The following is a 19464-nucleotide window of genomic DNA, read 5'->3' on the forward strand; positions in this document are numbered from 1 at the left end:
ATCGGAATGGCTCTACCCGCGCGGCAGGATCCGCCGGATGACGGTTTTCTCCGTGGCCGGTTTGGAAGTGCCGATGGTATAGGCCGAAAGCACGGCGGCCGCGGCCGCTTCGGCATCCTCGCTATTGCGGGCATGGACCAGCGCCAGCGCTTCGCCGGCCCGCACTTCAGCGCCGACCGGCAACAGCCTGGTGATGCCGACGGCGTGATCGATCCTGTCGTCGGGCCGCGTCCGCCCGCCGCCAAGCCCGACCACGGCAAGCCCGATCTCGCGGGTCGCGATGCCGGTGACAAAGCCGTTCGCGCTCGCCTTGACCGCGAATTCCGTTGCCGCTTTCGGCAGATATTTTTCCGGATTGTCGACAAAGTCGACGGGACCACCCAGTGCCGCCACCATGCGCGCGAAGATGGAAGCGGCGCGGCCGCCGGCCAGCGTTTCGGCGGCGCGGCGCAGGCCGTCCTGGTTGGACGATACCAGGCCTGCCGATTGTAGCATCTCGGCGGCCAGCGCCAGCGTCACGTCCTCCAGCCGCCGGTCGCGAAAGCGGCCGGTGAGAAAATCGACGGCGTTGCGCACCTCGACCGCATTGCCGGCGGCGGACGCCAGCGGCTCGTTCATGCCGGTGACCAGCGCCGAGGCCTTAAGGCCGGCGCCATTGGCGACGTCGACCAGGCTGTTGGCCAGTGCGGTTGCGTCGCGCGATTTCTCCATGAAGGCGCCGTTGCCGACCTTGACATCGAGCACCAGCGAACCAAGGCCGGCCGCCAGCTTCTTCGACAGGATCGAGGCGGTGATCAGCGGCACCGATTCCACCGTTCCTGTCACATCGCGGATGGCGTAGAGCCTGGCGTCGGCGGGTGCGAGATCGGCGGTCTGGCCGATGATGGCGCAGCCGGTTTCGAGCACGGTCTTGCGGAACCGCGCAACATCCGGCTGGCTGATATAGCCGGGGATGGCATCCATCTTGTCCAGCGTGCCGCCGGTATGGCCGAGACCCCTGCCGGAAATCATCGGCACATAGGCGCCACAGGCAGCGACGATCGGCGCCAGCATCAAGGAGACATTGTCGCCGACGCCGCCCGTCGAATGCTTGTCGGTGACAGGGCCGGGCAGATCCGACCAGTCGAGCACATCGCCGGAATCGCGCATCGCCATAGTCAGCGCCACCGCCTCGTCGCGGCTCATGCCGTTGAAGAATACCGCCATGGCGAACGCCCCGACCTGAGCGTCGGTGACGGTGCCGGCGGTCAGGCCCTCGATGAAAGCCGATATCTCCTCAGCCGAGAGTTTTTGACCGTCGCGCTTGCGGCGGATGATTTCCTGGGGAAGCATCAGGCGTCTACCCCGTGCTCCGGAAGCCCGTCCTGAAAAACACGCTGCAGAATGGTCGCCAGCCGCGCGCCGCCGACCGGCGCCATGTCCTTGGTCTCCTGGTGCGACAGCTCGGCTCCGGTCATGCCGGCGGCAAGGTTGGTCACGACCGAACACGCGGCGACGCGCAGCCCAAGGAAGCGGGCGAGGATGACCTCCGGCACCGTCGACATGCCGACCGCGTTGGCGCCCATGACGCGCGCCATGCGGATCTCGGCGGGCGTCTCGAAGCATGGGCCGGAGAACCACATATAGACGCCCTTGTGCAGCGTGGTGCCGGTGGCCTTCGCCGCCTGCTCGATGGCGGAGCGGAGACCGGCGTCGTAGGCTTCGGTCAGGCCGACGAAACGGCGGTCGCTCGGTTCGCCGATCAGCGGGTTGGAGCCCGAGAAATTGATGTGATCGGTGATCAGCATCACCGAGCCCGGGCCCATCCCGGGATCGACCGAACCGGCGGCGTTGGTGAGGATCAGCCTGGAGATGCCGAGGCCGGCGAGCACCTCGAGTGCCGGCCGCATCGCCGCCGCGTTGCCGTGCTCGTAATAATGCGCCCGGCCGGACAGCATCAGCACCGGCGTGCCGGCAAAGAGCCCCGCCACCACCTCGCCGGCATGGCCGCTGACTCCGCTTCGGGGAAACCCCGGCAAGTCGGCGTAGGAGATTCGCACCGCATCCTCGACTTGGTCGACAAGCCCGCCAAGCCCTGACCCCAGCACCAAGGCGGTAGTCGGCGCCAGCCCGTCCAGCCTTTCGACGAGGTGATCGAGCGCTTCCTTCATTTCAGCACATCGCCTTCAAACCCGTATGGCAGCAACTCGCCCATGGTCACGGTCTCGACCACGCCGCTATCATCGCAGAGATAGAACTTCGTCTCCGGCCGGCAGAATTCCGCCAGCCGCTGCCGGCAGCCGCCGCAGGGCGAGCATTTTGCCACGCGTTCGGCGATCACGGCGATTTCCGTGATTTTGCCGCCGCCGCCCATGATGTAGTTGGCAAGTGCGGTGGTTTCGGCGCACCAGCCCTCCGGATAGGACGCGATCTCGACATTGGCGCCGGTGAAGACACGGCCGTCCTCGGTGCGCAACGCCGCGCCGACCGGAAATTTCGAATAGGGCGCATAGGCCTTGGCCATGGCGGCTTTCGCCGCTTCGAACAGATCATGAGCCATGATAGATCAGCGTTCCTTGACATAAGGCACGCCGCCGGCGCGCGGCGGGATTGCCTTGCCGATGAAGCCGGCAAGCAGGATGACGGTCAGCACATAGGGCAGCGCCTGCATGAATTGCACCGGCACCTTGCCGATCAGCGGCAGCGGCGTGCCTTGCAGGCGGATCGACGCGGCGTCGAGGAAGCCGAACAGCAGGCAGGCGAACATGGCGTTGACCGGTTTCCATTTGGCGAAGATCAGCGCGGCCAGCGCGATATAGCCCTTGCCGGCGGTCATGTCCTTCACGAAGCCGCCATTCTGCACCATCGACAGATAGGCTCCGGCAATGCCGGTGAGCACGCCGGTGCAGATCAGCGCCCGATAGCGCAGCCAGGCGACTGATATGCCGGCGGTGTCGACCGCGGCCGGGTTCTCGCCGACGGCGCGCAGGCGGAGCCCGAAGCGGGTGCGAAACAGCACCCACCAGGTGAACGGCACGGCCAGGAAGGCGAGATAGACCAGCACGGAGTGGCCGGAGATGAGTTCCGAATAGATCGGCCCGAGGATCGGAACGCCCCTGAGCGCATCCGCGCCGGGCCAGACGATTGCTTCGAAGCGCTCGCCGGCGGCGAGCGCCGGCGTGCGCCCGCCTTGCTGGAACCAGGCCTGGCCGAGCATAATCGTCGATCCGGCGGCAATGAAATTGATCGCGACGCCGGAAACGATCTGGTTGCCGCGATGGGTGATCGAGGCAAAGCCGTGGATCAGCGCGAAGGCGACCGAGATGAGGATGGCCATGCCGAGGCCGATTAAGGCCGAGTGAAAGACCGAGGCGGCGGCCGCACCGGCGAAGGCTCCGACAAGCATCTTGCCCTCGAGCCCGATGTCGAAGACGCCGGCCCGCTCCGAATAGAGGCCGGCGAGGCAGGCGAGCAGCAAGGGGACCGAAAGGCGGATGGTCGAGTCCAGGACCTGCACGATAGCGTTGAAGAAATCCATCTCAGGCGCCCTTCCCCTTGACCGCTTCCATGCCGACTGATCTCGGGCTGAGCGAGGCGAACAGCGCCTGGACATAGGGCCGGAACATATGCTCGAGCGCGCCGGCGAACAGGATCACGAGGCCCTGGATGATGACGATCATGTCGCGGCTGATCGCCGGCATCTCGAAGGCGAGCTCGGCGCCGCCCTGGTAAAGCATGCCGAACAGGACCGCCGCCAGCACGATGCCGACCGGGTGCAGGCGTCCCATCAGTGCCACCGCGATGCCGACGAAACCGGCGCCCGAAACGAATTCGAGCGCGACATTGTGCTGGTCGCCCATCGTCGGGTTGAGCGCCATCATGCCGGCCAGCGCGCCCGAGATCATCATCGCGATGATGATGATGCGGATCTCCGAAATCCCGGCATAACGCGCCGCTTTCGGGCTGTGGCCATAGGTGCGCATCTCGTAGCCGAGCTTCGTGCGCCAGATCAGCACCCACACCAGAAAGGCCATGGCTAGCGCCAGCAGGGAACTGACGTTGAATGGCGCCGAACGGATTTTGGCGCCGAACAATTCGATGACCCAGTTGAGCTTCGGCAATTGCGCGCCTTCGAGGAAGGTGCGCGTCTGCGGCGCCATCGAGCCGGGCGGCTTCAGCATCCCCACCAGCGCATAGACCATGACGCTGGCGGCGATGAAATTGAACATGATGGTGGTGATGACGATGTGCGAGCCGCGCTTGGCCTGCAGATAGGCCGGGATCAGCGCCCATAGCGCGCCCATCGCCGCGGCGGCGATAATGGCGATCGGGAAGGTCAGCCACCAAGGCAGCACGCTGTCGAAGGCCAGGCAAACAATGCCAATGCCGAGACCGGCGATATAGCCCTGGCCCTCGCCACCGATGTTGAACAGGCCGCAATGCGCCGCAACCGCTACCGAAAGCCCGCTGAAGATGAAGGTGGTGGCATAGAAAAGCGTGAACGCGATGCCTTGGCCGCGGCCGAAGGCACCCTCGACCAGGACGACGGCCGCACGCAGTGGGTTCTCGCCAACCAATATGACGACGAAGCCGGCAACGACGAAGGCGACGAACAGGTTGATCAGCGGGATCAGGACGTAGTCGGCCCAGGCCGGCAGCTTGGCATAGGGAGTGCTCATTCCGCCGCCTCGCGCTGCTCGACGCCGGCCATCAGCAGGCCGAGCTCGCCCTCGGTCGCGTCGGGGCCGCGTTCGCCGACGATGCGGCCGGCAAACATCACCAGGATGCGGTCGGACAGCGAGCGGATCTCGTCGAGCTCGACCGAAACCACCAGCACCGCCTTGCCCTGGACGCGCATGGCGATGAGGCGCTTGTGGATGAATTCGATGGCGCCGACATCGACGCCGCGGGTCGGCTGGCCGACGATCAACACGCCGGGATCCTGTTCCATTTCCCGCGCCAGCACGATCTTCTGCTGGTTGCCGCCGGAGAAATTGGCGGTCTTGAGGCGGCAGTCCGCCGGTCGGATGTCGTATTTGACGATCTTGTCCCTGGCATCGTTACGGATGGCGTCGATGTCGAGGAACGGCCCCTTTAGATAGCGCTCGTCGTCCTGGTAGCCGAGGATCGAATTCTCGTTCTCCTCGAAGGCCAGCACCAGGCCGACATGATGGCGGTCCTCCGGCACATGGGCAAGGCCGCGCTCGCGCAGCTCGCCAGGGTCGGCGGCGCCGGTGAGGTCGATCGGCTTGCCGTCGAGCATGACCGAGCCCGAAACGGCATGCCTGATGCCGGAAATCGCCTCGAGCAATTCGGACTGCCCGTTGCCGGCGACGCCGGCAATGCCGACGATCTCGCCGGCATGGACGTCGAAGGAGACGTCGTCGACCATGGTGACGCCGCGGGAATCCTTGACCGTCAGGTTCTTGACCGCGAGCTTGACGCCACCGGCCTTCGCCTCGCCCTTCTCGACGCGCAGCAGCACGCGCCGGCCGACCATCAGCTCGGCCAGTTCCTCGACCGTAGTCTTCTTGGTCTCCCCGGTCGCCACCATCGTGCCCTGGCGCATCACCGAGACGGTGTCGGTGATCGCCATGATCTCGCGCAGCTTGTGGGTGATCAGCACGATCGTCTTGCCCTGCTCCTTCAACTGCTTGAGGATGCGGAACAGGTGGTCGGCCTCGGCCGGCGTCAGCACGCCTGTCGGCTCGTCGAGGATCAGGATCTCGGCGCCGCGATAGAGCGCCTTGAGGATTTCGACGCGTTGCTGCAGGCCGACCGGCAACTCCTCGATGATGGCGTCGGGATCGACTTCGAGCCCGTATTCGCGCTCGAGCCGCTCCAGCTCGGAACGCGCCTTGGCGATGCTCTTCTTCAGCAGCGCATCGCTTTCGGCGCCGAGAATGACGTTTTCCAGCACCGAGAAATTGTCGACCAGCATGAAGTGCTGATGCACCATGCCGATGCCGAGCGCGATCGCATCGTTCGGTGTCTTGATCGATGCCGGCTGGCCGCCGACACGGATCTCGCCGGAATCGGCCTGGTAGAAACCATAGAGGATCGACATCAGCGTCGACTTGCCGGCGCCGTTTTCGCCGACGATGCCATGGATAGTGCCGCGCATAATCTCCAGATTGATGTCGCGGTTGGCGCGCACGGCGCCAAAGCTCTTGTCGATGCCGATCAGCTCGATTGCGGCTTGCGCCATGCAGCCTGTTCCCACTGTTATTTTTTTACCGCTTGGTCAAACGCCTAGCATGACGCCCAGTCTGTGCCAATTGGGTCCGTACCAATTGGCCGGAGCAGGGTTCACTCTCGACAAATCCCGCCATGCTTGTCAATTTCCAACGTGGCCGCAGCCTGCACAATCGCCTGATCGAGGATTTCAAATGACCATGCCCGAGGACCGGCTGACGACGCTGGAAATCCGCGCCGCCGAGCAGGAGAAGACCATCGAGGAACTGTCCGGCCAGATCGCCGAGCAGTGGAAGGTGATCGAGCGCATGCAGCGCAAGCTCGACGCGCTGGCCGAGCGCTTCCTGGCGCTGGAGGAACAGGCCGCACCCGACGTGCCGGTGACCAAGCCGCCGCACTGGTGAGCGGGCCGACAAGACAAAACCGCCGGGCTTTCACCCGGCGGCTCGTCAGTTCAGCAGTGCCAGTCGATCAATAACGGCAATCGATCAATACGGGCAGGCATTGTCCGACATGTAGTCGTGCACCTTGATGGTGCCGGCGATGATGTCGGCCTTGGCTTTTTCGACCGCCGCCTTCATCGCATCGTCGACAAGCGCCTTGTTGTTGTCGTCCATGGCGTAGTCGACGCCCCCTTCCTTGAGGCCGAGATCGTTAACGCCGGCCGTGAACTTGCCGTCCTTGGCATCCATGAAGGTGTTGTAGACGGCAACGTCGACGCGCTTGACCATGGAGGTCAGCACCTTGCCGGGCTGCAGGCCGTTCTGGTTGGAATCGACGCCGATGCCGAGCTTGCCGGCGTCGGCCGCTGCCTGCAGCACGCCGACACCGGTGCCGCCTGCCGCCGCGTAGACCACGTCGGCGCCCTGGTCGATCTGCGTCTTGGCGATCTCGCCGCCCTTGGCCGGATCGTTCCAGGCCGCTGGCGTATCGCCGGTCATGTTCTGGATGACGTCGGTGGCGCCGGCCGCCTTGGCGCCGCCGACATAGCCGCAGCCAAACCTGCGGATCAGCGGAATGTCCATGCCGCCGACGAAGCCGACCTTCTTGGTCTTGGAAGCCATCGCCGCCATCACGCCGACGAGGTAGGAGCCTTCCTGCTCCTTATAGACCAGCGAGCGGACATTGGGCTTGTCGACGACCATGTCGATGATGGCGAATTTGGTATCGGGGAACTCGGTGGCGATCTTGTCAAGCGCGTCAGCCCACGAGAAGCCCGCCATGACGATCGGGTTGCGGCCGTCCTCGGCGAAACGGCGCAGCGCCTGCTCGCGCTGGGTGGCGTTGCTGACCTCGAATTCCACATAGGGGATGCCGGTCTCGGTCTTGAACTTTTCAGCGCCGTGGAAGGACGCCTCGTTGAACGACTTGTCGAACTTGCCGCCGAGATCATAGAGGATCGCGGGTTGAATGTCCGCGGCGAAGGCCGGAAGAACCATTGCAGCTGCGGCCATGAGGCCGAGAACGATACGTTTCATGTGATCCACACCCCTGTCGGTTATTTGTCCATTATGCATCGCATGCCGGCCCGGTTCTCCGGCAGGCGTGCGGTGTCGGGCAGGAGTGTCTTCCTCCCGCTTCGGGTCAATCTGGCACGGCCCGAAACAAAATTCACGTGGAATTTTGACCTTTTGGAAAAGCATGGCGCCGCATCGCGGCGCCACAGCATATTCCTTGCGTCAGGGGCATAAAATCAGGCGGAGACGGCGGCCGGAATGGCGCAGGAGACGCCGGTTCCCTGCAGGCCGCAATAGCCGTAGGGGTTCTTCGCCAGATATTGCTGGTGGTCTTCCTCGGCGAAGTAGAATTCCGGCGCCGGCGCGATCTCCGTGGTGATCTTGCCGCGTCCGGCGCCGCGCAGCGAAGCCTCGTAGGCGTCGCGCGAGGCGATCGCAGCCTGGTGTTGAGCGTCGTTGAACGTATAGATCGCCGAGCGGTAAGTGGTGCCGACATCATTGCCCTGGCGCATGCCTTGCGTCGGGTCGTGGCTTTCCCAGAACAGCTTCAAGAGCTCGGCATAAGACACGATCTTGGGGTCGTAGACGACGAGCACGACTTCGGCATGGCCGGTGAGCCCCGTGCAGGTTTCCTGATAGGTCGGGTTGGGCGTGACGCCGCCGGCATAGCCGGCCGCCGTGACCCAGACGCCCTCGACTTGCCAGAACAGGCGCTCGGCGCCCCAGAAGCAGCCCAGGCCGAACATCGCCGTTTCCATCCCTTCGGGATAAGGACCCTTGAGCGGCCTGTTCGAGACAAAGTGCTTCGATGCGGTCGGGATCGGCCGGTCGCGGCCGGGCAACGCCTCGGAGGGTTTCGGCAGGTTGAGCTTCTTGTTCAGCATGTCGCTGAGAAACATGTGTGGCTTCCTTTTCTTCTTGGTTGAGCCTTCCTGGTACGGGAACACCGGGTCAGGCTGGAAATGTCAGGTTGCGGCGAACCGCCCGCTGGGGCGCTGCCGCCTGTAACCGATGGCATAAAGAATGAACGCCAGCACCGCGAACACGGCAAAGCCGGGCTGGCTGAGCACCCAGGCGATGGCACCGTCCCACAGCAGTGGGTTGATCTTATCGCGGACGAAGCTTTCGAAGGCGCTGCGCGTATCCGGCGAGACAGCGAGCCAGCTGGTGTTGAGCGGGGTCATCACCAGCGCCGAAGCCGCCACCGAGCGGGTCGCATCGAGCACGGCCATGATGACCGAAACCGAAAGCGCAATCATTGCGGCAAGACGGAAGATAAAGCGGAACATCCGGACCCTTCCTCCCCAGGAGTTTATCAGAATGTCGTGTGGACTGTTAAATAGGATCTGCGTGCTTTATCCGCAATCGCGACACGCGAAGTTGAACCTACGGCAGCCGGGTTCGCCGAAACCGTCGGCGCGCCGGGGACGGCAAGCACACCTCCGCCGCTCCTTTCGATAGGCTCCCAACGGGTGCTCCGATAACATGGGCTGAGCATCCGTATCCGGCAAAGCGAATAGACTGCCGTTATGTCTTGGCATTCGGCACCGGATCGACTAGATGAGCCCCGCGCCTGTTGCTTTGACGGCTCGGGTGCGGGGAAAGGGTATCCGCTGGTTGACGGCGCCCACGGCCGGAATTCCGGCCGGAATCCCAAAGGAGATGCATCTCCCCAACCCGCGCGGCGAAACCGGCCGCGTCGAAAATGCTAAAAAGACGGAGAGGTGGCCGAGTGGTTGAAGGCGCACGCCTGGAAAGTGTGTTTACGGGAAACCGTAACGCGGGTTCGAATCCCGCTCTCTCCGCCAGTTGCCTCGCCAAATTGCTGAAATACCTAATAAATTTCATGGCTCGCAGTATTTGACCCACTTTTTGCCCCACATAATTGTGTGGATTAAAATGGCTGTCACAGGCTTTCTCTGGACGCTATCTCTAGCAAGAGCGCTTCATTGTGGAGCGAAGTTGAGCGCCCCTCCAACTATGTGAGTCTGGGGCCGGATGGTCCTGTCACTACTGGGACGACGGCGACGTTGGCGGGTGTGTGGAGAGGCTTTGATTTTGACCTGTCGCCCGATCCTGTGGGGAGCGAAAGATGGTGACGATACTGAAGTGGATTGCCATCGCTGTACTTGGGCTGCTGGCATTGATGCATGCGGCACTGACTGCTTCACTGATCTGGCACATGTTCCGCTACGATGTACCCGGAGCTTGGATTGGGGAGCCCGAATTAGTCAGGCAATACCTGATTCCGCTGGCTTCCATTTTTGGTCTCTTGATACTGATGCGATACGCCAAGCCGACCGAAAGAAAGGCGTGCATCGCAGTTCTCGCTGCCGTTACTGTGTCCTTTGCGCTGTTTCTATTGTTGCATTTAACCGGTCGATTGACGATCAAATAGAGGGGACACTTGGGGCCCGCGCAGCGATTTTTGGCTGTTCTGCATGCTGATTTTTGCCTCTGATAGTGCTTCGCGCGGGTAGAATTTTGCGTTCGCGGCCTGCAAATTTTGTCATCGAATCCGGTTTGCGCGCACGAAATTTGGGCTCTTCTTGCGGTAAGCTAGCGCGGTTTCTCGTGCATCGGCGAGCGGGATGATCGACGTGCCGCCCAATCCGATGTCTCTACGCCTGCCATGGACGATGATCCGGAGGAGCCAACGCTTCGCTCCCGACGGGTCCACGACGAGGTAAAGGCCATTGCCATCGGCATATCGTCCCGGAGTCTTAGCCGCCGCACCTCGATCGCGCTTAGCGCCTTGTCCGGGTGCTTTCCCGATTTTTGCATCGTCCGCCCAACTCACCCCACCCCACATTTTCACCCACATTGTATCGGCGATTTTGTTGGACGGCAATGAATGTCGTTGGACGAACTGAAAAATTAACAACTTGATTTCAAAGCGTTATTGGACGCTATTGGCCGCAGACGAACAGCCGACTGGCTGCCGCTCTCTCCGACAGATAAATCTCACCGGTTCGCCAGCCTAAAGGGACGCTGGATGGCTACTGCCGCTGCGGTGCAGGTATCTTGGGGCAGGCAGAGGGGGCGCGAAGGCTACGGAGCGGCTTTCATCTTCGCCGCACCCTTACCTCAGATCAGCCTACAACCAATCGGCCCGCGCTTCACCAGAAGCACGGGCTTGGTCGACTCGGCGCCATCGCCGCCCCGTCTAGCGCGGGACCGCTTGTATTCCCGAGACCGAGCGCTCTGTTTCGGCGGAGAAAACCACGAAGGCAAAGATCAGCACGGCGACAGCGACAATCATTGAGCCGGTGGCGACGATCGGCTCGAGCGCCGGGTTTCCCTGCAGCATCAGGTAAAGAGCCGGCAGCATCACGACCAGGCCGAGATTGTAGACGCCGTAGTGGATCATGGCGCTCCTGCGGGCAGCCTTCGCCGGATTCAGCGCATAATAGCCGCCGAATATTGCACTGGTGACCCACCCCAGCAGATTGATGTGCGCGTGTGCCGGAAACGCGCCGTGATCGCCTGAAATTGCCATCTGCAGGCCAGCTGCAATTCCCAGAATAAGAAAGACGATGGCTGTCTTGAAAAAGAGCTCCGAAACTTTAGGCATGCTATTTCTCCCAAACCCGTTTTGCCGCCGCATCATGCTGTGGTTCCGGCGATCTTGCCAAGGGACCGTCGGGCCTGCGGAAGCATGTGTTGCCGGCCTGACAGCCCGTTGGCGACCGGTCGCCGGGCCTGGCCGGTTGCGAGTCCAGCCTGCAAAAAATATGCGCTTACGCTAATTTAATTGCAACATCACCGGCCAGGCTTCGATGTCGTTCTCGCTAGCGAACTGTCCTGCGCGATGGTGGTGCCCATACGCGCCAAAGGTCTGCCCGTCAGTGTTGCAGCAGGGCCTCGCCAAACTTCTCCCACAGCTGTTCGCAATCTGTTGCTCTGAGGCTGGGGGTTCCGAGTGGGCCATATCTGATGACGGCGGCGTGAACATCATAGCCAACGATAGGTGCATTGGCGACAAAGTGGATAGCCTCGCCCAATCGGCGAGAGCCAATTGGCGCATCGGTTTTGTTGGTGATGTCGAAGACACCACAAATATCCACTTCCTGGTTCCTGGCTGCCAACGCAGCTTCCATTACCTGTTCGTGCATCATCGAAGTCTCTCCTATCGGTCTAAGTCTAAGAACCGCGGCTTGTGTTGGCCCGGCAACTGACAACCGGCAAATCGAAGTGCCTTTTGCAGCATCTCGATTGGCTCTTGCTGCGAGCCACTCCGCCCGCTCCCGCGGCAAGCCGATAAGGCAACTGCCAGCGAAGTCCGCAGGCACGTCCACCGTCGCATCAAACACGGCCCACGTGCCAGTCGGCTCCTGAATGGGCAAAAAACGTCATAGAAGCGCCTGCTAATATACGTATGCCGACTGTGGGGACGGAGCTTTGTTCCTACATCGATTAAACGAATGAGAAATGGAGTCGAAATGTCAGGCGACGCTGGTCGAAAACAAATCGTCGGCGACATCGCCAGGAATGCGCTTGAGCTGCGATCCGGCCGCATTCGGGGCTCGCCGACAGGGCGAGCACACGACGCAGCAGGCAAGCGCGGCCAAATGCTCATCCAGAATCGCGATTTCGTTGCGGATAGATCGTCTCGCCGCGCTTCAGCATCTCCACGAAAGCCGCGATCTTCTTCTTGCGTCCGGCTTCGGTTTTCATGTTGTGGATGCGGAAGGCGAGCGCGAAGCGGTTTTGCTGGCTGAGTTTTGCCAGCATCTCTTTCGCCATGGGCTCGGCGTCTATTGCCGCCTGGAGGTCGTCGGGGATCTTCATCTCCTTGCCGCTCTTGTAGGCGCGCGCCCAGCGGCCGTCGGCCTTGGCTGCCTCGACCTGCCTCAGCCCATGCTCGGTCATCCGGCCCTCCTCGATCAGCCGAGCGACATTGTCGACATTGATCTGGCTCCAGATGCTCTTCTTGCCGCGCGGGGTGTAGCGCTGCAGGTAGCTTTTGCCGTCCAAGGCCTTGCGCACCGCATCGATCCAGCCCCAGCACAACGCCACGTCGATGGCTTGCTTCGGAGTGATCGACGGCAGTCCCGAATCGAGCCTATGGATCTTGATCCAGACTTCGTCCTCGCTGTCGTGATGCTCGCCAAGCCAGGCATGGAAGCTTTCGGCATCCCTGAACTCGCGCACCTTGGCGGGGTCGACCTTGACGGGCGCCATCAGCCGGTCCGCCCATGACGCGAGCGCGTAACGACGCCAAACCGCTTGCCGGCCGCGCGCGCGCTCATATCAGCTCCGAGTCCGCAATCCGCAGGCCTGGTGATTCTCGCCGGCACGCATTCAGCCCGCACGATTGGGCGTTCCGAGGACATGGGATTTCGGCGGCAGCATGACGTTGTCGAATGTCTGCGTGAACATCGCCGCCGCAAAGAAAGCGACGGCGCGCAGGGTTTCGGTGCCGGTGTTGACGAGGTCGTGCCGGACCGGCGTCGGAAGTACCAGGACGCTGCCGGGCCCGACCGGGTGGGTGCTGCCGCCCTCGATGTGCAGCTCGCCGGTGCCGGCGATGATGTATTGCGTCTCTTCGGTGGCGTCGCTGTGCCAGCCGAGCCGCTTGCCGGGCTCGATCTCGTAGACAATGACCGAGGACTGGGTGGTGCCGTGCCCGCCGCAAACCGCGAAAGCGCCGGCCCATTTGACCGACGGATCGTCCTCTGCCCAAACCAGCGAACGTTCGAGCCTGTCGGATGCGACGACTGCTGTCACGGCTTCGTTCCTCTCAGCGAATTGCGAACACGAATCTAGATGATTTTTCTGGTCTGCGTCAGCAAAACTGGCTGCTGACCGTTCCCTCGCCTATTGCGCGTGACGATTTGTCGGGCCGCGATCCGACCTATTCTACTCTCGGGCCGGATCACTGAGCCGATTCCCCAATGCAACCAAGCCTTTACCTTTTAGCCAGTTTTGAGTTGCCCCTGCGTTGCGTTCGTGGTCAGGTACAACCAGGGCGCTCAATGCGGCATTCGGCAACGGTCGCCTCACCGACCGTCAAGGCAACACACCGTCGAGCCAATGGGCATTTTCGACAGTATCAAAGGTGCGATTTTCGGAAGCGCGGTTGCGGCCGAAGCGCCGTCGGCGCAACCGTCTGCCGCGCCGGCTCCGAGCACGGCCACGCAGCCGACGGCGCCTACCCGATCCGCCCCGGCTGCAACCCCGGCTCCGGCCGCGCCGGCCGCGCCGTCCTCCGCCCCAGACATCGCTGCCATTCTCGACAAGGCGGTGGCCGCGAAGGGGCAGAAACTCAACTGGAAGAATTCGATCGTCGACCTGATGAAGGCTCTGAATATCGACAGCAGCCTCGGCGCCCGCAAGGAGCTTGCCCACGAGCTGAACTACACCGGCGATATGAACGACACTGTAACGATGAATCTGTGGCTGCACGACGCACTGATGAAAAAGCTGGCCGAGAATGGCGGCAAGCTTCCGAGCGATCTGGCCGCCTAGAGTCATAAGACAAGCAATTCCGGGAAAAATGTGAACGGTTTCCGCCCGGCATTGCGTCAAGCAAAAAAGACAGACCGGTTCGGCGCTTCCGTGAAACGACGAACCGATCTAGTCCTGTCCGCACCGCGGTCTTGCTGCGCTGACTTCAGCCGCAACCGAGCAAACCAGACTGCCAAGCCATCAAACTGCAAAGTAAATAAATTGGGACCCATCCCGGCCGCCGGGATTGGGTCTGTGGCGAAGTCGCATGGCACAAAAGCGCTGCCGCCTCGCCCGGCTTGTCTCACTCAAAACCGATGATTTTCGGTCGCCGTCCGCACGCTGGTAGGACCACCATTTTGCTGGCGAAACGCGACGTTCGGCGTATCATTCTCCCGGGCGAGGGTTCATGGTGGGAGGAAGCCAATGAACGTGGTGCAGAGGGTGACTGTCGCCGACTTGACGGCCCAAGAGCTTGTTTCATCTGCGCTTTCAAGATTCGGCGCCGGCGACACCATATCGACGAGGGCGATGCTGGACATCCTTCGCCGGACGGCCCCAGCCTGCGGCGACAGTGACGACGATCTGGTCGAGCTTATCGTCATGACGGCCGTTGGTAGGACCATGGGGGTCGTGTTCGACCATCGCTCCCGTTAGCAATCCGGAACGAATACCAGGCTGCACCGTTCAGTCCGCAAAACTTATCTCGCTTGAGTTGTGGAATGGTGCCATGCGTGATGAACAATTCGACGTTCCCGTGACAATCGAAACTGGGCGGAACGGACGCATCCTGACGGTGACGCGGGCGGTCGAGGCCGCATCACTGCTGGTCGAAAAGTGGCCGAACGAAAAGCGCGGGCCGAAATACCGCTCGGCCTTGCAAGCAATGATGGACGCCCTGGAGCAGCGGCGGGCGGTTGGCAGCGCTCGACGGGCATTCACCGCGGCCGCCAAAGAGGCCAGCCTTTTTGTGCGCGAAGGCCGGCCTGACACCAAGCCCTTGTTTTGAGCAAAATCGCCGCGCATACCGGGTCATGCCCGAGGGCAGGCAATTGGGCGACACGCTCGAAGGAACTCGCTGAAATCTTGCCCGTTATGCTCTCGTCGAGATGAGGAGAGCTGGCATGGCCGACGACAAAACCAAGACCGATAGTCGCGACCGCTCACGAGTGGCGGGCGGCGGCGAAGATTATGAGGTACATCATTTCGCCGAGGAAGCGGGCATTACCCCGGATCAGGCCCGTACGCTGATCAAGCGCCACGGCACCGACCGCAAGGTGCTGAACGAAATCGCCGAGAGCATAAGAGCGTTGTAATGGCTGACAAGAAAACCGCAATGGCCGACCGCAAGACGCGCGATCCGGACGAAAAGGAGGCTCTGCACCTGGCCGAAACCACCGACGTTTCGCCGAAGCAGGCGAAGGATCTGATGCGCAAGCACGGCAAGGACAACCCGAAGGTCGAGAAGGAAGCCAAGAACTTCAAGGCCGAGGGCTAAGCCGCCGAGCCGATTGGACGCGCGGCATAGGGGCCGCAATCCTGCGGCTTATCGGTTTTCTAACAAATTCGGCCTATGCCTTCCGCTATCGCGGCTCAGGGATGCCATATGCGCGGGATGTCTGGTGAGGCGAGGCCGTCGATAGATGACATGCAGCATGTGAGGCTGGTGTTTTGCCTGTTGGCCGCGGTTGTGATGGCGGCGGCGCTCCTCGCCTTTGCCACCTCCCTCCTGCAGGATCCCGATAGCTGGTGGCACATTAAGGTCGGCATTGATATGCTGGCAAGCCGCACATTCCCGACCATCGACATTTACTCCTACACTTTTGCCGGCCAGCCATGGATCGCCAAGGAATGGCTTAGCCAGGTTCTCCTTGCAATTGCCTATGAAGCCGGCGGTTGGAACGGCGTGGTGCTGCTGGCGACTGCGGTAATCGCGCTGACGGCCTTCTTGACGTCGTGGTATCTCAGCGCGTGGTTGAAGCCGACGCTGGCGATAGGACTGACGCTGGTGCTCGCGCTCGTGATCGGGCCAATCTATGTCGCCCGGCCGCACATCTTTACCTTGCCCATCATCGTCGTCTGGACCGCCGGTCTTTTCCAGGCCGCACGCAACGAGAAAGCACCGCCCTTATGGCTGCTGGCGCTGCTTTGCCTGTGGGCCAATCTCCATGCCACCTTCACCTTCGGTTTCGTCATCGCCGCCTTCGCCGGCCTCGATCTCGTCATGCGCACACGCTTGTCGAACCCCCGGCTGCTGGCCAAGTGGATCGTTTTCGGGCTGCTTTGCCCGCTGGTCAGCCTGCTCAATCCCTATGGCGTCAAGGCCATACTCGCCACATTCACCGTGGCCTATGGCAATGAGGCGGTGCCTTACATTGCGGAGTGGCAACCCTTCGACGCCTCGCGGCACACCCTCCAGGAGCTGGCCCTGCTGGTGGCGTTTTTCGGGCTGCTCGTGTCGAGATTGCGCATTGGCTGGGCCAAGGCGCTGTTCCTTGTCTTCACGTTGCACGTCTATCTCACCCACATACGGTTCATGTACCTGTTCTTTCTTCTCGTGCCGGTGGTCCTTACCGTCGAGGTCGCGCAACAATATCCAGTGCTTTCAGCCGAGAAATGGGCGGCGGAAAAGCGCGACGGACTTGAACAATTTTTCGCACGGAAATTTTCCAGGATTTGCGCTGGACTTGCCGTTTTGCTGGTTTTGGCGGCTGCCGCCTTCACGACCTATCCGGTCGCGCCGAGCCAGAAGACCTCGGCGAGGGACGCACTGGCCTTCGCCCAAACCCATAATCTGTCGGGCAATCTGCTGAACTCCTACGATTTCGGCGGTACGCTGATTTTTCATGGCATCAGGACGTTTATTGACGGCCGCGCGGATCAGCTCTTCCTGAATGGCTTTACGGAAACGGATGAGCAGACTGGGCACAGCCGGGGCAAGCCGATCCTGAAAGCCCAACTCGACAAATATACGATAGGCTGGGCATTGTTGACCGCCGACGACAGCCGCATTCCGTTCTTCGACCAACTGGGCTGGAAGCGGGCCTATGCGGACGATTACGCGGTGATCTACACCCGCGCGGACTGAGCCCCGGCAGCTTCGCGCGCCGGTGCGCACCTCCCCCCTGAAGCTGTGGCCAGCGCCGAGGCGGCGAAATCCTTATGGGATTTTGATTTCTTTGCTCCGCGTCCCGTCTCGAACCTTTATGGCACTTTGATCCATATTCACAGGAGCGGTGTATCCAGCCGCCGATATGATGCGGCGACGGGTTTTGATAGTTTGTTAAAGTAAACAAACAAATACAACATAAGGAAAACGCGCGGTGGACATAGTTGTTGTCGCGACTGGAATCGCGTTTTTTGCTCTATGCTTCGGCTACATCAAAGCTTGCGACAAGCTGTAAGTTTAGGGGATCGTAACATGCTTTTCGACTATATCCTCGGCGGCGCCGTGACCTTGTTTCTTCTCGCCTACCTGACATACACCCTCGTTCGCCCGGAACGCTTCTGATCTCCGCTGGCAAGGAGCCAACCCCATGACAATCAACGGATGGCTGCAGATCCTCGTCTATTGCGGGATCGTCGTTCTGCTGGCCAAGCCGCTCGGCGGCTACATGCATCGCGTTTTCAGCGGCGAGCGCACATTCCTGTCGTCAATTCTGGCCCCGCTCGAGCGCGGGCTCTACCGCATATCAGGGACCAGCGAGCGCGAGGAGCAGCATTGGACCTCCTATGCGGCGGCCCTGCTGTTCTTTAACCTGGCCGGCTTCCTGGTGCTCTATTCGCTGCAACGGCTGCAAGGCGGCCTGCCCTACAATCCGGCCGGCATGACCGCCGTCGAACCTGGGCTGGCCTTCAACACCGCCGCCAGCTTCATGACCAACACCAACTGGCAGAACTACGGCGGCGAAAGCACGATGTCCTATCTCGTGCAGATGACCGGCTTGACCGTGCAGAATTTTCTGTCGGCGGCGACTGGCGTCGCCATTGCGGTCGCATTGATCCGCGGCTTTGCTAGAGCCTCAGGCAAATCGATCGGCAATTTCTGGGTCGATATGACCCGCGGCACGCTCTACCTGCTTTTGCCCTTTTGCATCGTGTTGACTCTGGTCTATGTCTATCTCGGCATGCCGCAGACGCTCGCTGCCTACGTCAACGCGACGACGCTCGAAGGCGCGCAACAGACTATCGCGGTCGGGCCGGTCGCTTCCCAGGTTGCCATCAAGATGCTCGGCACCAATGGCGGCGGTTTCTTCAACGCCAATGCAGCGCATCCCTTCGAAAATCCCGATGCAATCTCCAACCTGATCCAGATGGTGACGATCTTCGCCCTCGGCGCGGCGTTGACCAATGTCTTCGGCCGCATGGTAGGCAACCAGCGCCAGGGCTGGGCAATTCTGTCGGCTATGGGCGTGCTGTTCATCGCCGGCGTTGCCGTCTGCTACTGGGCGGAAGCCGCCGGCAATCCGCTCGTCCATGCGCTGGGCGTCGACGGCGGCAACATGGAGGGCAAGGAGAGCCGCTTCGGCATCGCCCTGTCGGCACTGTTTGCCGTCATCACCACGGCCGCATCCTGCGGCGCGGTCAACGCCATGCATGACAGCTTCACCGCACTCGGCGGCATGATCCCCATCATCAACATGCAACTCGGCGAGGTCATTGTCGGCGGCGTCGGCGCCGGCTTCTACGGTATCCTGATGTTCATCGTCATTGCCGTTTTCGTCGCCGGGCTGATGGTCGGACGCACGCCCGAATATCTCGGCAAGAAGATCGAGGCCAAGGAGGTCAAGATGGCTATGCTGGCCGTGCTCTGCCTGCCGCTTGCAATGCTGATCTTCACCGCTATCGCGGTGGTGCTGCCGACCGGCGTTGCTTCCATCGCCAATGCCGGCCCGCACGGCTTCTCCGAGGTTCTCTATGCCTACACCTCGGCCGCGGCGAACAATGGCTCCGCCTTTGGCGGCCTCAGCGGCAACACGCCCTGGTACAACGTAACGCTCGGCATCGGCATGCTGATGGGCCGGTTCCTGGTCATTATTCCGGCGTTGGCGATTGCTGGCTCGCTGGTTGCGAAGAAGACCGTCCCTGCCTCCGCCGGCACCTTCCCGACCGACGGTCCGCTGTTCGTCGGGCTGCTGGCCGGTGTCATCCTGATCGTCGGCGGCCTGACCTTCTTCCCGGCCCTGGCGGTCGGACCGATCGTCGAGCACCTGGCGATGATCAACGGTCAGACATTCTGAAACGGCGATGCCCTGGTTCAAGATCATACCTCGAAAGGTCCGGCATCGCCCCGAGCCGGAGGGGGAGAAAACGCCCCCTCCTTTCCCGACGCTGTCCACATTCCTCGCTATTGCGGCAGCCTTGATCATGATCTGGCTGCTGG

Annotated in this window: 24 protein-coding genes and 1 tRNA gene; 11 read left to right on the top strand and 14 right to left on the bottom strand. The window is 61.8% G+C overall.

What is annotated here, in order from left to right; translation table 11 throughout:
• Positions 1-12: 12 nt before the first annotated feature.
• Genes deoA through NKH16_RS05215 form a run of 6 tightly spaced genes read right to left on the bottom strand, consistent with a single transcriptional unit; the run spans position 13 to position 6187 of the window.
• Positions 13-1332 carry a thymidine phosphorylase gene (gene deoA / locus NKH16_RS05190; protein WP_352742143.1) on the bottom strand — a complete coding sequence of 440 codons (1320 nt, stop codon included), beginning with the start codon at positions 1330-1332 and terminating at the stop codon, positions 13-15.
• Positions 1332-2150, bottom strand: coding sequence for a purine-nucleoside phosphorylase (locus NKH16_RS05195; protein ID WP_352898568.1), 819 nt, complete (start codon positions 2148-2150; stop codon positions 1332-1334). Before NKH16_RS05195 ends, deoA begins: the two co-directional genes overlap by 1 nt.
• Positions 2147-2539: a cytidine deaminase gene (cdd, locus tag NKH16_RS05200; protein ID WP_352488680.1), complete on the bottom strand. Its 393-nt coding sequence runs from the start codon at positions 2537-2539 to the stop codon at positions 2147-2149. Before cdd ends, NKH16_RS05195 begins: the two co-directional genes overlap by 4 nt.
• Before the next feature lie 6 nt (positions 2540-2545).
• On the bottom strand, positions 2546-3517 hold the full coding sequence (locus tag NKH16_RS05205) for an ABC transporter permease (protein WP_352742145.1): 972 nt from the start codon (positions 3515-3517) through the stop codon (positions 2546-2548).
• A gap of 1 nt (position 3518) precedes the next feature.
• The gene (locus NKH16_RS05210; protein WP_352677550.1) at positions 3519-4658 is read right to left on the bottom strand and encodes an ABC transporter permease; all 1140 of its coding nucleotides are present in this window, start codon (positions 4656-4658) and stop codon (positions 3519-3521) included.
• The gene (locus NKH16_RS05215) at positions 4655-6187 is read right to left on the bottom strand and encodes an ABC transporter ATP-binding protein (protein ID WP_352742147.1); all 1533 of its coding nucleotides are present in this window, start codon (positions 6185-6187) and stop codon (positions 4655-4657) included. The genes NKH16_RS05210 and NKH16_RS05215 overlap by 4 nt, the downstream gene beginning before the upstream one ends.
• 181 nt (positions 6188-6368) lie before the next feature.
• Between NKH16_RS05215 and NKH16_RS05220 the strand changes: the two genes are divergently transcribed.
• On the top strand, positions 6369-6578 hold the full coding sequence (locus tag NKH16_RS05220; RefSeq protein ID WP_031211352.1) for a SlyX family protein: 210 nt from the start codon (positions 6369-6371) through the stop codon (positions 6576-6578).
• Between the two features lie 84 nt (positions 6579-6662).
• On the opposite strand, the gene NKH16_RS05225 is transcribed toward NKH16_RS05220, so the two are convergent.
• The 3 genes from NKH16_RS05225 to NKH16_RS05235 form a co-directional block, all read right to left on the bottom strand.
• On the bottom strand, positions 6663-7652 hold the full coding sequence (locus NKH16_RS05225) for a BMP family lipoprotein (protein WP_292657345.1): 990 nt from the start codon (positions 7650-7652) through the stop codon (positions 6663-6665).
• Positions 7653-7867: 215 nt separating this feature from the next.
• A complete protein-coding gene (msrA, locus tag NKH16_RS05230; protein ID WP_352448283.1) occupies positions 7868-8530 on the bottom strand; it encodes a peptide-methionine (S)-S-oxide reductase MsrA in 663 nt (220 codons plus the stop codon).
• Positions 8531-8596: 66 nt separating this feature from the next.
• Positions 8597-8920 (bottom strand): hypothetical protein, encoded by a 324-nt coding sequence (locus tag NKH16_RS05235; RefSeq protein ID WP_352448284.1) that lies wholly within the window; start codon positions 8918-8920, stop codon positions 8597-8599.
• Between the two features lie 429 nt (positions 8921-9349).
• Between NKH16_RS05235 and NKH16_RS05240 the strand changes: the two genes are divergently transcribed.
• Together NKH16_RS05240 and NKH16_RS05245 are read left to right on the top strand one after the other, a co-directional pair.
• A tRNA-Ser gene (locus NKH16_RS05240) sits at positions 9350-9439 on the top strand.
• A gap of 284 nt (positions 9440-9723) precedes the next feature.
• The gene (locus NKH16_RS05245; RefSeq protein WP_352719647.1) at positions 9724-10029 is read left to right on the top strand and encodes a hypothetical protein; all 306 of its coding nucleotides are present in this window, start codon (positions 9724-9726) and stop codon (positions 10027-10029) included.
• A 111-nt stretch (positions 10030-10140) separates the two neighbouring features.
• Here the strand turns inward: NKH16_RS05245 and NKH16_RS34990 are convergent, their stop codons facing one another.
• The 5 genes from NKH16_RS34990 to NKH16_RS05270 form a co-directional block, all read right to left on the bottom strand.
• Positions 10141-10515, bottom strand: coding sequence for an Arm DNA-binding domain-containing protein (locus NKH16_RS34990; RefSeq protein ID WP_502911664.1), 375 nt, complete (start codon positions 10513-10515; stop codon positions 10141-10143).
• A 282-nt stretch (positions 10516-10797) separates the two neighbouring features.
• Entirely contained in the window at positions 10798-11205 is a 408-nt protein-coding gene (locus NKH16_RS05255) for a hypothetical protein (RefSeq protein WP_352448423.1), read from the bottom strand.
• Positions 11206-11476: 271 nt separating this feature from the next.
• A complete protein-coding gene (locus NKH16_RS05260; protein WP_352448287.1) occupies positions 11477-11749 on the bottom strand; it encodes a hypothetical protein in 273 nt (90 codons plus the stop codon).
• A 457-nt stretch (positions 11750-12206) separates the two neighbouring features.
• Positions 12207-12815 carry a YdeI/OmpD-associated family protein gene (locus tag NKH16_RS05265; RefSeq protein ID WP_352742151.1) on the bottom strand — a complete coding sequence of 203 codons (609 nt, stop codon included), beginning with the start codon at positions 12813-12815 and terminating at the stop codon, positions 12207-12209.
• 120 nt (positions 12816-12935) lie between these two features.
• Positions 12936-13361 (bottom strand): cupin domain-containing protein, encoded by a 426-nt coding sequence (locus NKH16_RS05270; protein WP_352742153.1) that lies wholly within the window; start codon positions 13359-13361, stop codon positions 12936-12938.
• Between the two features lie 306 nt (positions 13362-13667).
• Between NKH16_RS05270 and NKH16_RS05275 the strand changes: the two genes are divergently transcribed.
• The 8 genes from NKH16_RS05275 to kdpA all read left to right on the top strand — a co-directional run bounded on the left by NKH16_RS05275 (position 13668) and on the right by kdpA (position 19321).
• Positions 13668-14102, top strand: coding sequence for a DUF3597 domain-containing protein (locus NKH16_RS05275; RefSeq protein WP_352821153.1), 435 nt, complete (start codon positions 13668-13670; stop codon positions 14100-14102).
• A 405-nt stretch (positions 14103-14507) separates the two neighbouring features.
• Positions 14508-14738, top strand: coding sequence for a hypothetical protein (locus tag NKH16_RS05280; RefSeq protein WP_352702982.1), 231 nt, complete (start codon positions 14508-14510; stop codon positions 14736-14738).
• 73 nt (positions 14739-14811) lie between these two features.
• Positions 14812-15090, top strand: a complete 279-nt coding sequence (locus NKH16_RS05285; RefSeq protein ID WP_352702984.1) for a DUF982 domain-containing protein — start codon at positions 14812-14814, stop codon at positions 15088-15090.
• 115 nt (positions 15091-15205) lie between these two features.
• Positions 15206-15397 (top strand): DUF3606 domain-containing protein, encoded by a 192-nt coding sequence (locus tag NKH16_RS05290; protein ID WP_352742158.1) that lies wholly within the window; start codon positions 15206-15208, stop codon positions 15395-15397.
• Positions 15397-15579 carry a hypothetical protein gene (locus NKH16_RS05295; RefSeq protein ID WP_352677561.1) on the top strand — a complete coding sequence of 61 codons (183 nt, stop codon included), beginning with the start codon at positions 15397-15399 and terminating at the stop codon, positions 15577-15579. The genes NKH16_RS05290 and NKH16_RS05295 overlap by 1 nt, the downstream gene beginning before the upstream one ends.
• A 150-nt stretch (positions 15580-15729) precedes the next feature.
• On the top strand, positions 15730-17169 hold the full coding sequence (locus tag NKH16_RS05300) for a hypothetical protein (protein WP_352742159.1): 1440 nt from the start codon (positions 15730-15732) through the stop codon (positions 17167-17169).
• A gap of 333 nt (positions 17170-17502) precedes the next feature.
• Positions 17503-17592 carry a K(+)-transporting ATPase subunit F gene (gene kdpF / locus NKH16_RS05305; protein WP_352898578.1) on the top strand — a complete coding sequence of 30 codons (90 nt, stop codon included), beginning with the start codon at positions 17503-17505 and terminating at the stop codon, positions 17590-17592.
• A 25-nt stretch (positions 17593-17617) separates the two neighbouring features.
• Positions 17618-19321: a potassium-transporting ATPase subunit KdpA gene (gene kdpA / locus NKH16_RS05310; RefSeq protein WP_352742161.1), complete on the top strand. Its 1704-nt coding sequence runs from the start codon at positions 17618-17620 to the stop codon at positions 19319-19321.
• The last annotated feature ends 143 nt before the right edge of the window (positions 19322-19464 follow it).

The sequence above is a fragment of the Mesorhizobium sp. M1307 genome, assembly GCF_040318155.1.
GTDB lineage: Bacteria > Pseudomonadota > Alphaproteobacteria > Rhizobiales > Rhizobiaceae > Mesorhizobium.

What these genes read in the sequence shown, in the direction of transcription:
- deoA (WP_352742143.1), bottom strand. Translation starts at nt 1,332, where the DNA reads ATGCTTCCCCAGGAAATCATCCGCCGCAAGCGCGACGGTCAAAAACTC.
- NKH16_RS05195 (WP_352898568.1), bottom strand. Translation starts at nt 2,150, where the DNA reads ATGAAGGAAGCGCTCGATCACCTCGTCGAAAGGCTGGACGGGCTGGCG.
- cdd (WP_352488680.1), bottom strand. Translation starts at nt 2,539, where the DNA reads ATGGCTCATGATCTGTTCGAAGCGGCGAAAGCCGCCATGGCCAAGGCC.
- NKH16_RS05205 (WP_352742145.1), bottom strand. Translation starts at nt 3,517, where the DNA reads ATGGATTTCTTCAACGCTATCGTGCAGGTCCTGGACTCGACCATCCGC.
- NKH16_RS05210 (WP_352677550.1), bottom strand. Translation starts at nt 4,658, where the DNA reads ATGAGCACTCCCTATGCCAAGCTGCCGGCCTGGGCCGACTACGTCCTG.
- NKH16_RS05215 (WP_352742147.1), bottom strand. Translation starts at nt 6,187, where the DNA reads ATGGCGCAAGCCGCAATCGAGCTGATCGGCATCGACAAGAGCTTTGGC.
- NKH16_RS05220 (WP_031211352.1), top strand. Translation starts at nt 6,369, where the DNA reads ATGACCATGCCCGAGGACCGGCTGACGACGCTGGAAATCCGCGCCGCC.
- NKH16_RS05225 (WP_292657345.1), bottom strand. Translation starts at nt 7,652, where the DNA reads ATGAAACGTATCGTTCTCGGCCTCATGGCCGCAGCTGCAATGGTTCTT.
- msrA (WP_352448283.1), bottom strand. Translation starts at nt 8,530, where the DNA reads ATGTTTCTCAGCGACATGCTGAACAAGAAGCTCAACCTGCCGAAACCC.
- NKH16_RS05235 (WP_352448284.1), bottom strand. Translation starts at nt 8,920, where the DNA reads ATGTTCCGCTTTATCTTCCGTCTTGCCGCAATGATTGCGCTTTCGGTT.
- NKH16_RS05245 (WP_352719647.1), top strand. Translation starts at nt 9,724, where the DNA reads ATGGTGACGATACTGAAGTGGATTGCCATCGCTGTACTTGGGCTGCTG.
- NKH16_RS05255 (WP_352448423.1), bottom strand. Translation starts at nt 11,205, where the DNA reads ATGCCTAAAGTTTCGGAGCTCTTTTTCAAGACAGCCATCGTCTTTCTT.
- NKH16_RS05260 (WP_352448287.1), bottom strand. Translation starts at nt 11,749, where the DNA reads ATGATGCACGAACAGGTAATGGAAGCTGCGTTGGCAGCCAGGAACCAG.
- NKH16_RS05265 (WP_352742151.1), bottom strand. Translation starts at nt 12,815, where the DNA reads ATGGCGCCCGTCAAGGTCGACCCCGCCAAGGTGCGCGAGTTCAGGGAT.
- NKH16_RS05275 (WP_352821153.1), top strand. Translation starts at nt 13,668, where the DNA reads ATGGGCATTTTCGACAGTATCAAAGGTGCGATTTTCGGAAGCGCGGTT.
- NKH16_RS05280 (WP_352702982.1), top strand. Translation starts at nt 14,508, where the DNA reads ATGAACGTGGTGCAGAGGGTGACTGTCGCCGACTTGACGGCCCAAGAG.
- NKH16_RS05285 (WP_352702984.1), top strand. Translation starts at nt 14,812, where the DNA reads ATGCGTGATGAACAATTCGACGTTCCCGTGACAATCGAAACTGGGCGG.
- NKH16_RS05290 (WP_352742158.1), top strand. Translation starts at nt 15,206, where the DNA reads ATGGCCGACGACAAAACCAAGACCGATAGTCGCGACCGCTCACGAGTG.
- NKH16_RS05295 (WP_352677561.1), top strand. Translation starts at nt 15,397, where the DNA reads ATGGCTGACAAGAAAACCGCAATGGCCGACCGCAAGACGCGCGATCCG.
- NKH16_RS05300 (WP_352742159.1), top strand. Translation starts at nt 15,730, where the DNA reads ATGCAGCATGTGAGGCTGGTGTTTTGCCTGTTGGCCGCGGTTGTGATG.
- kdpF (WP_352898578.1), top strand. Translation starts at nt 17,503, where the DNA reads ATGCTTTTCGACTATATCCTCGGCGGCGCCGTGACCTTGTTTCTTCTC.
- kdpA (WP_352742161.1), top strand. Translation starts at nt 17,618, where the DNA reads ATGACAATCAACGGATGGCTGCAGATCCTCGTCTATTGCGGGATCGTC.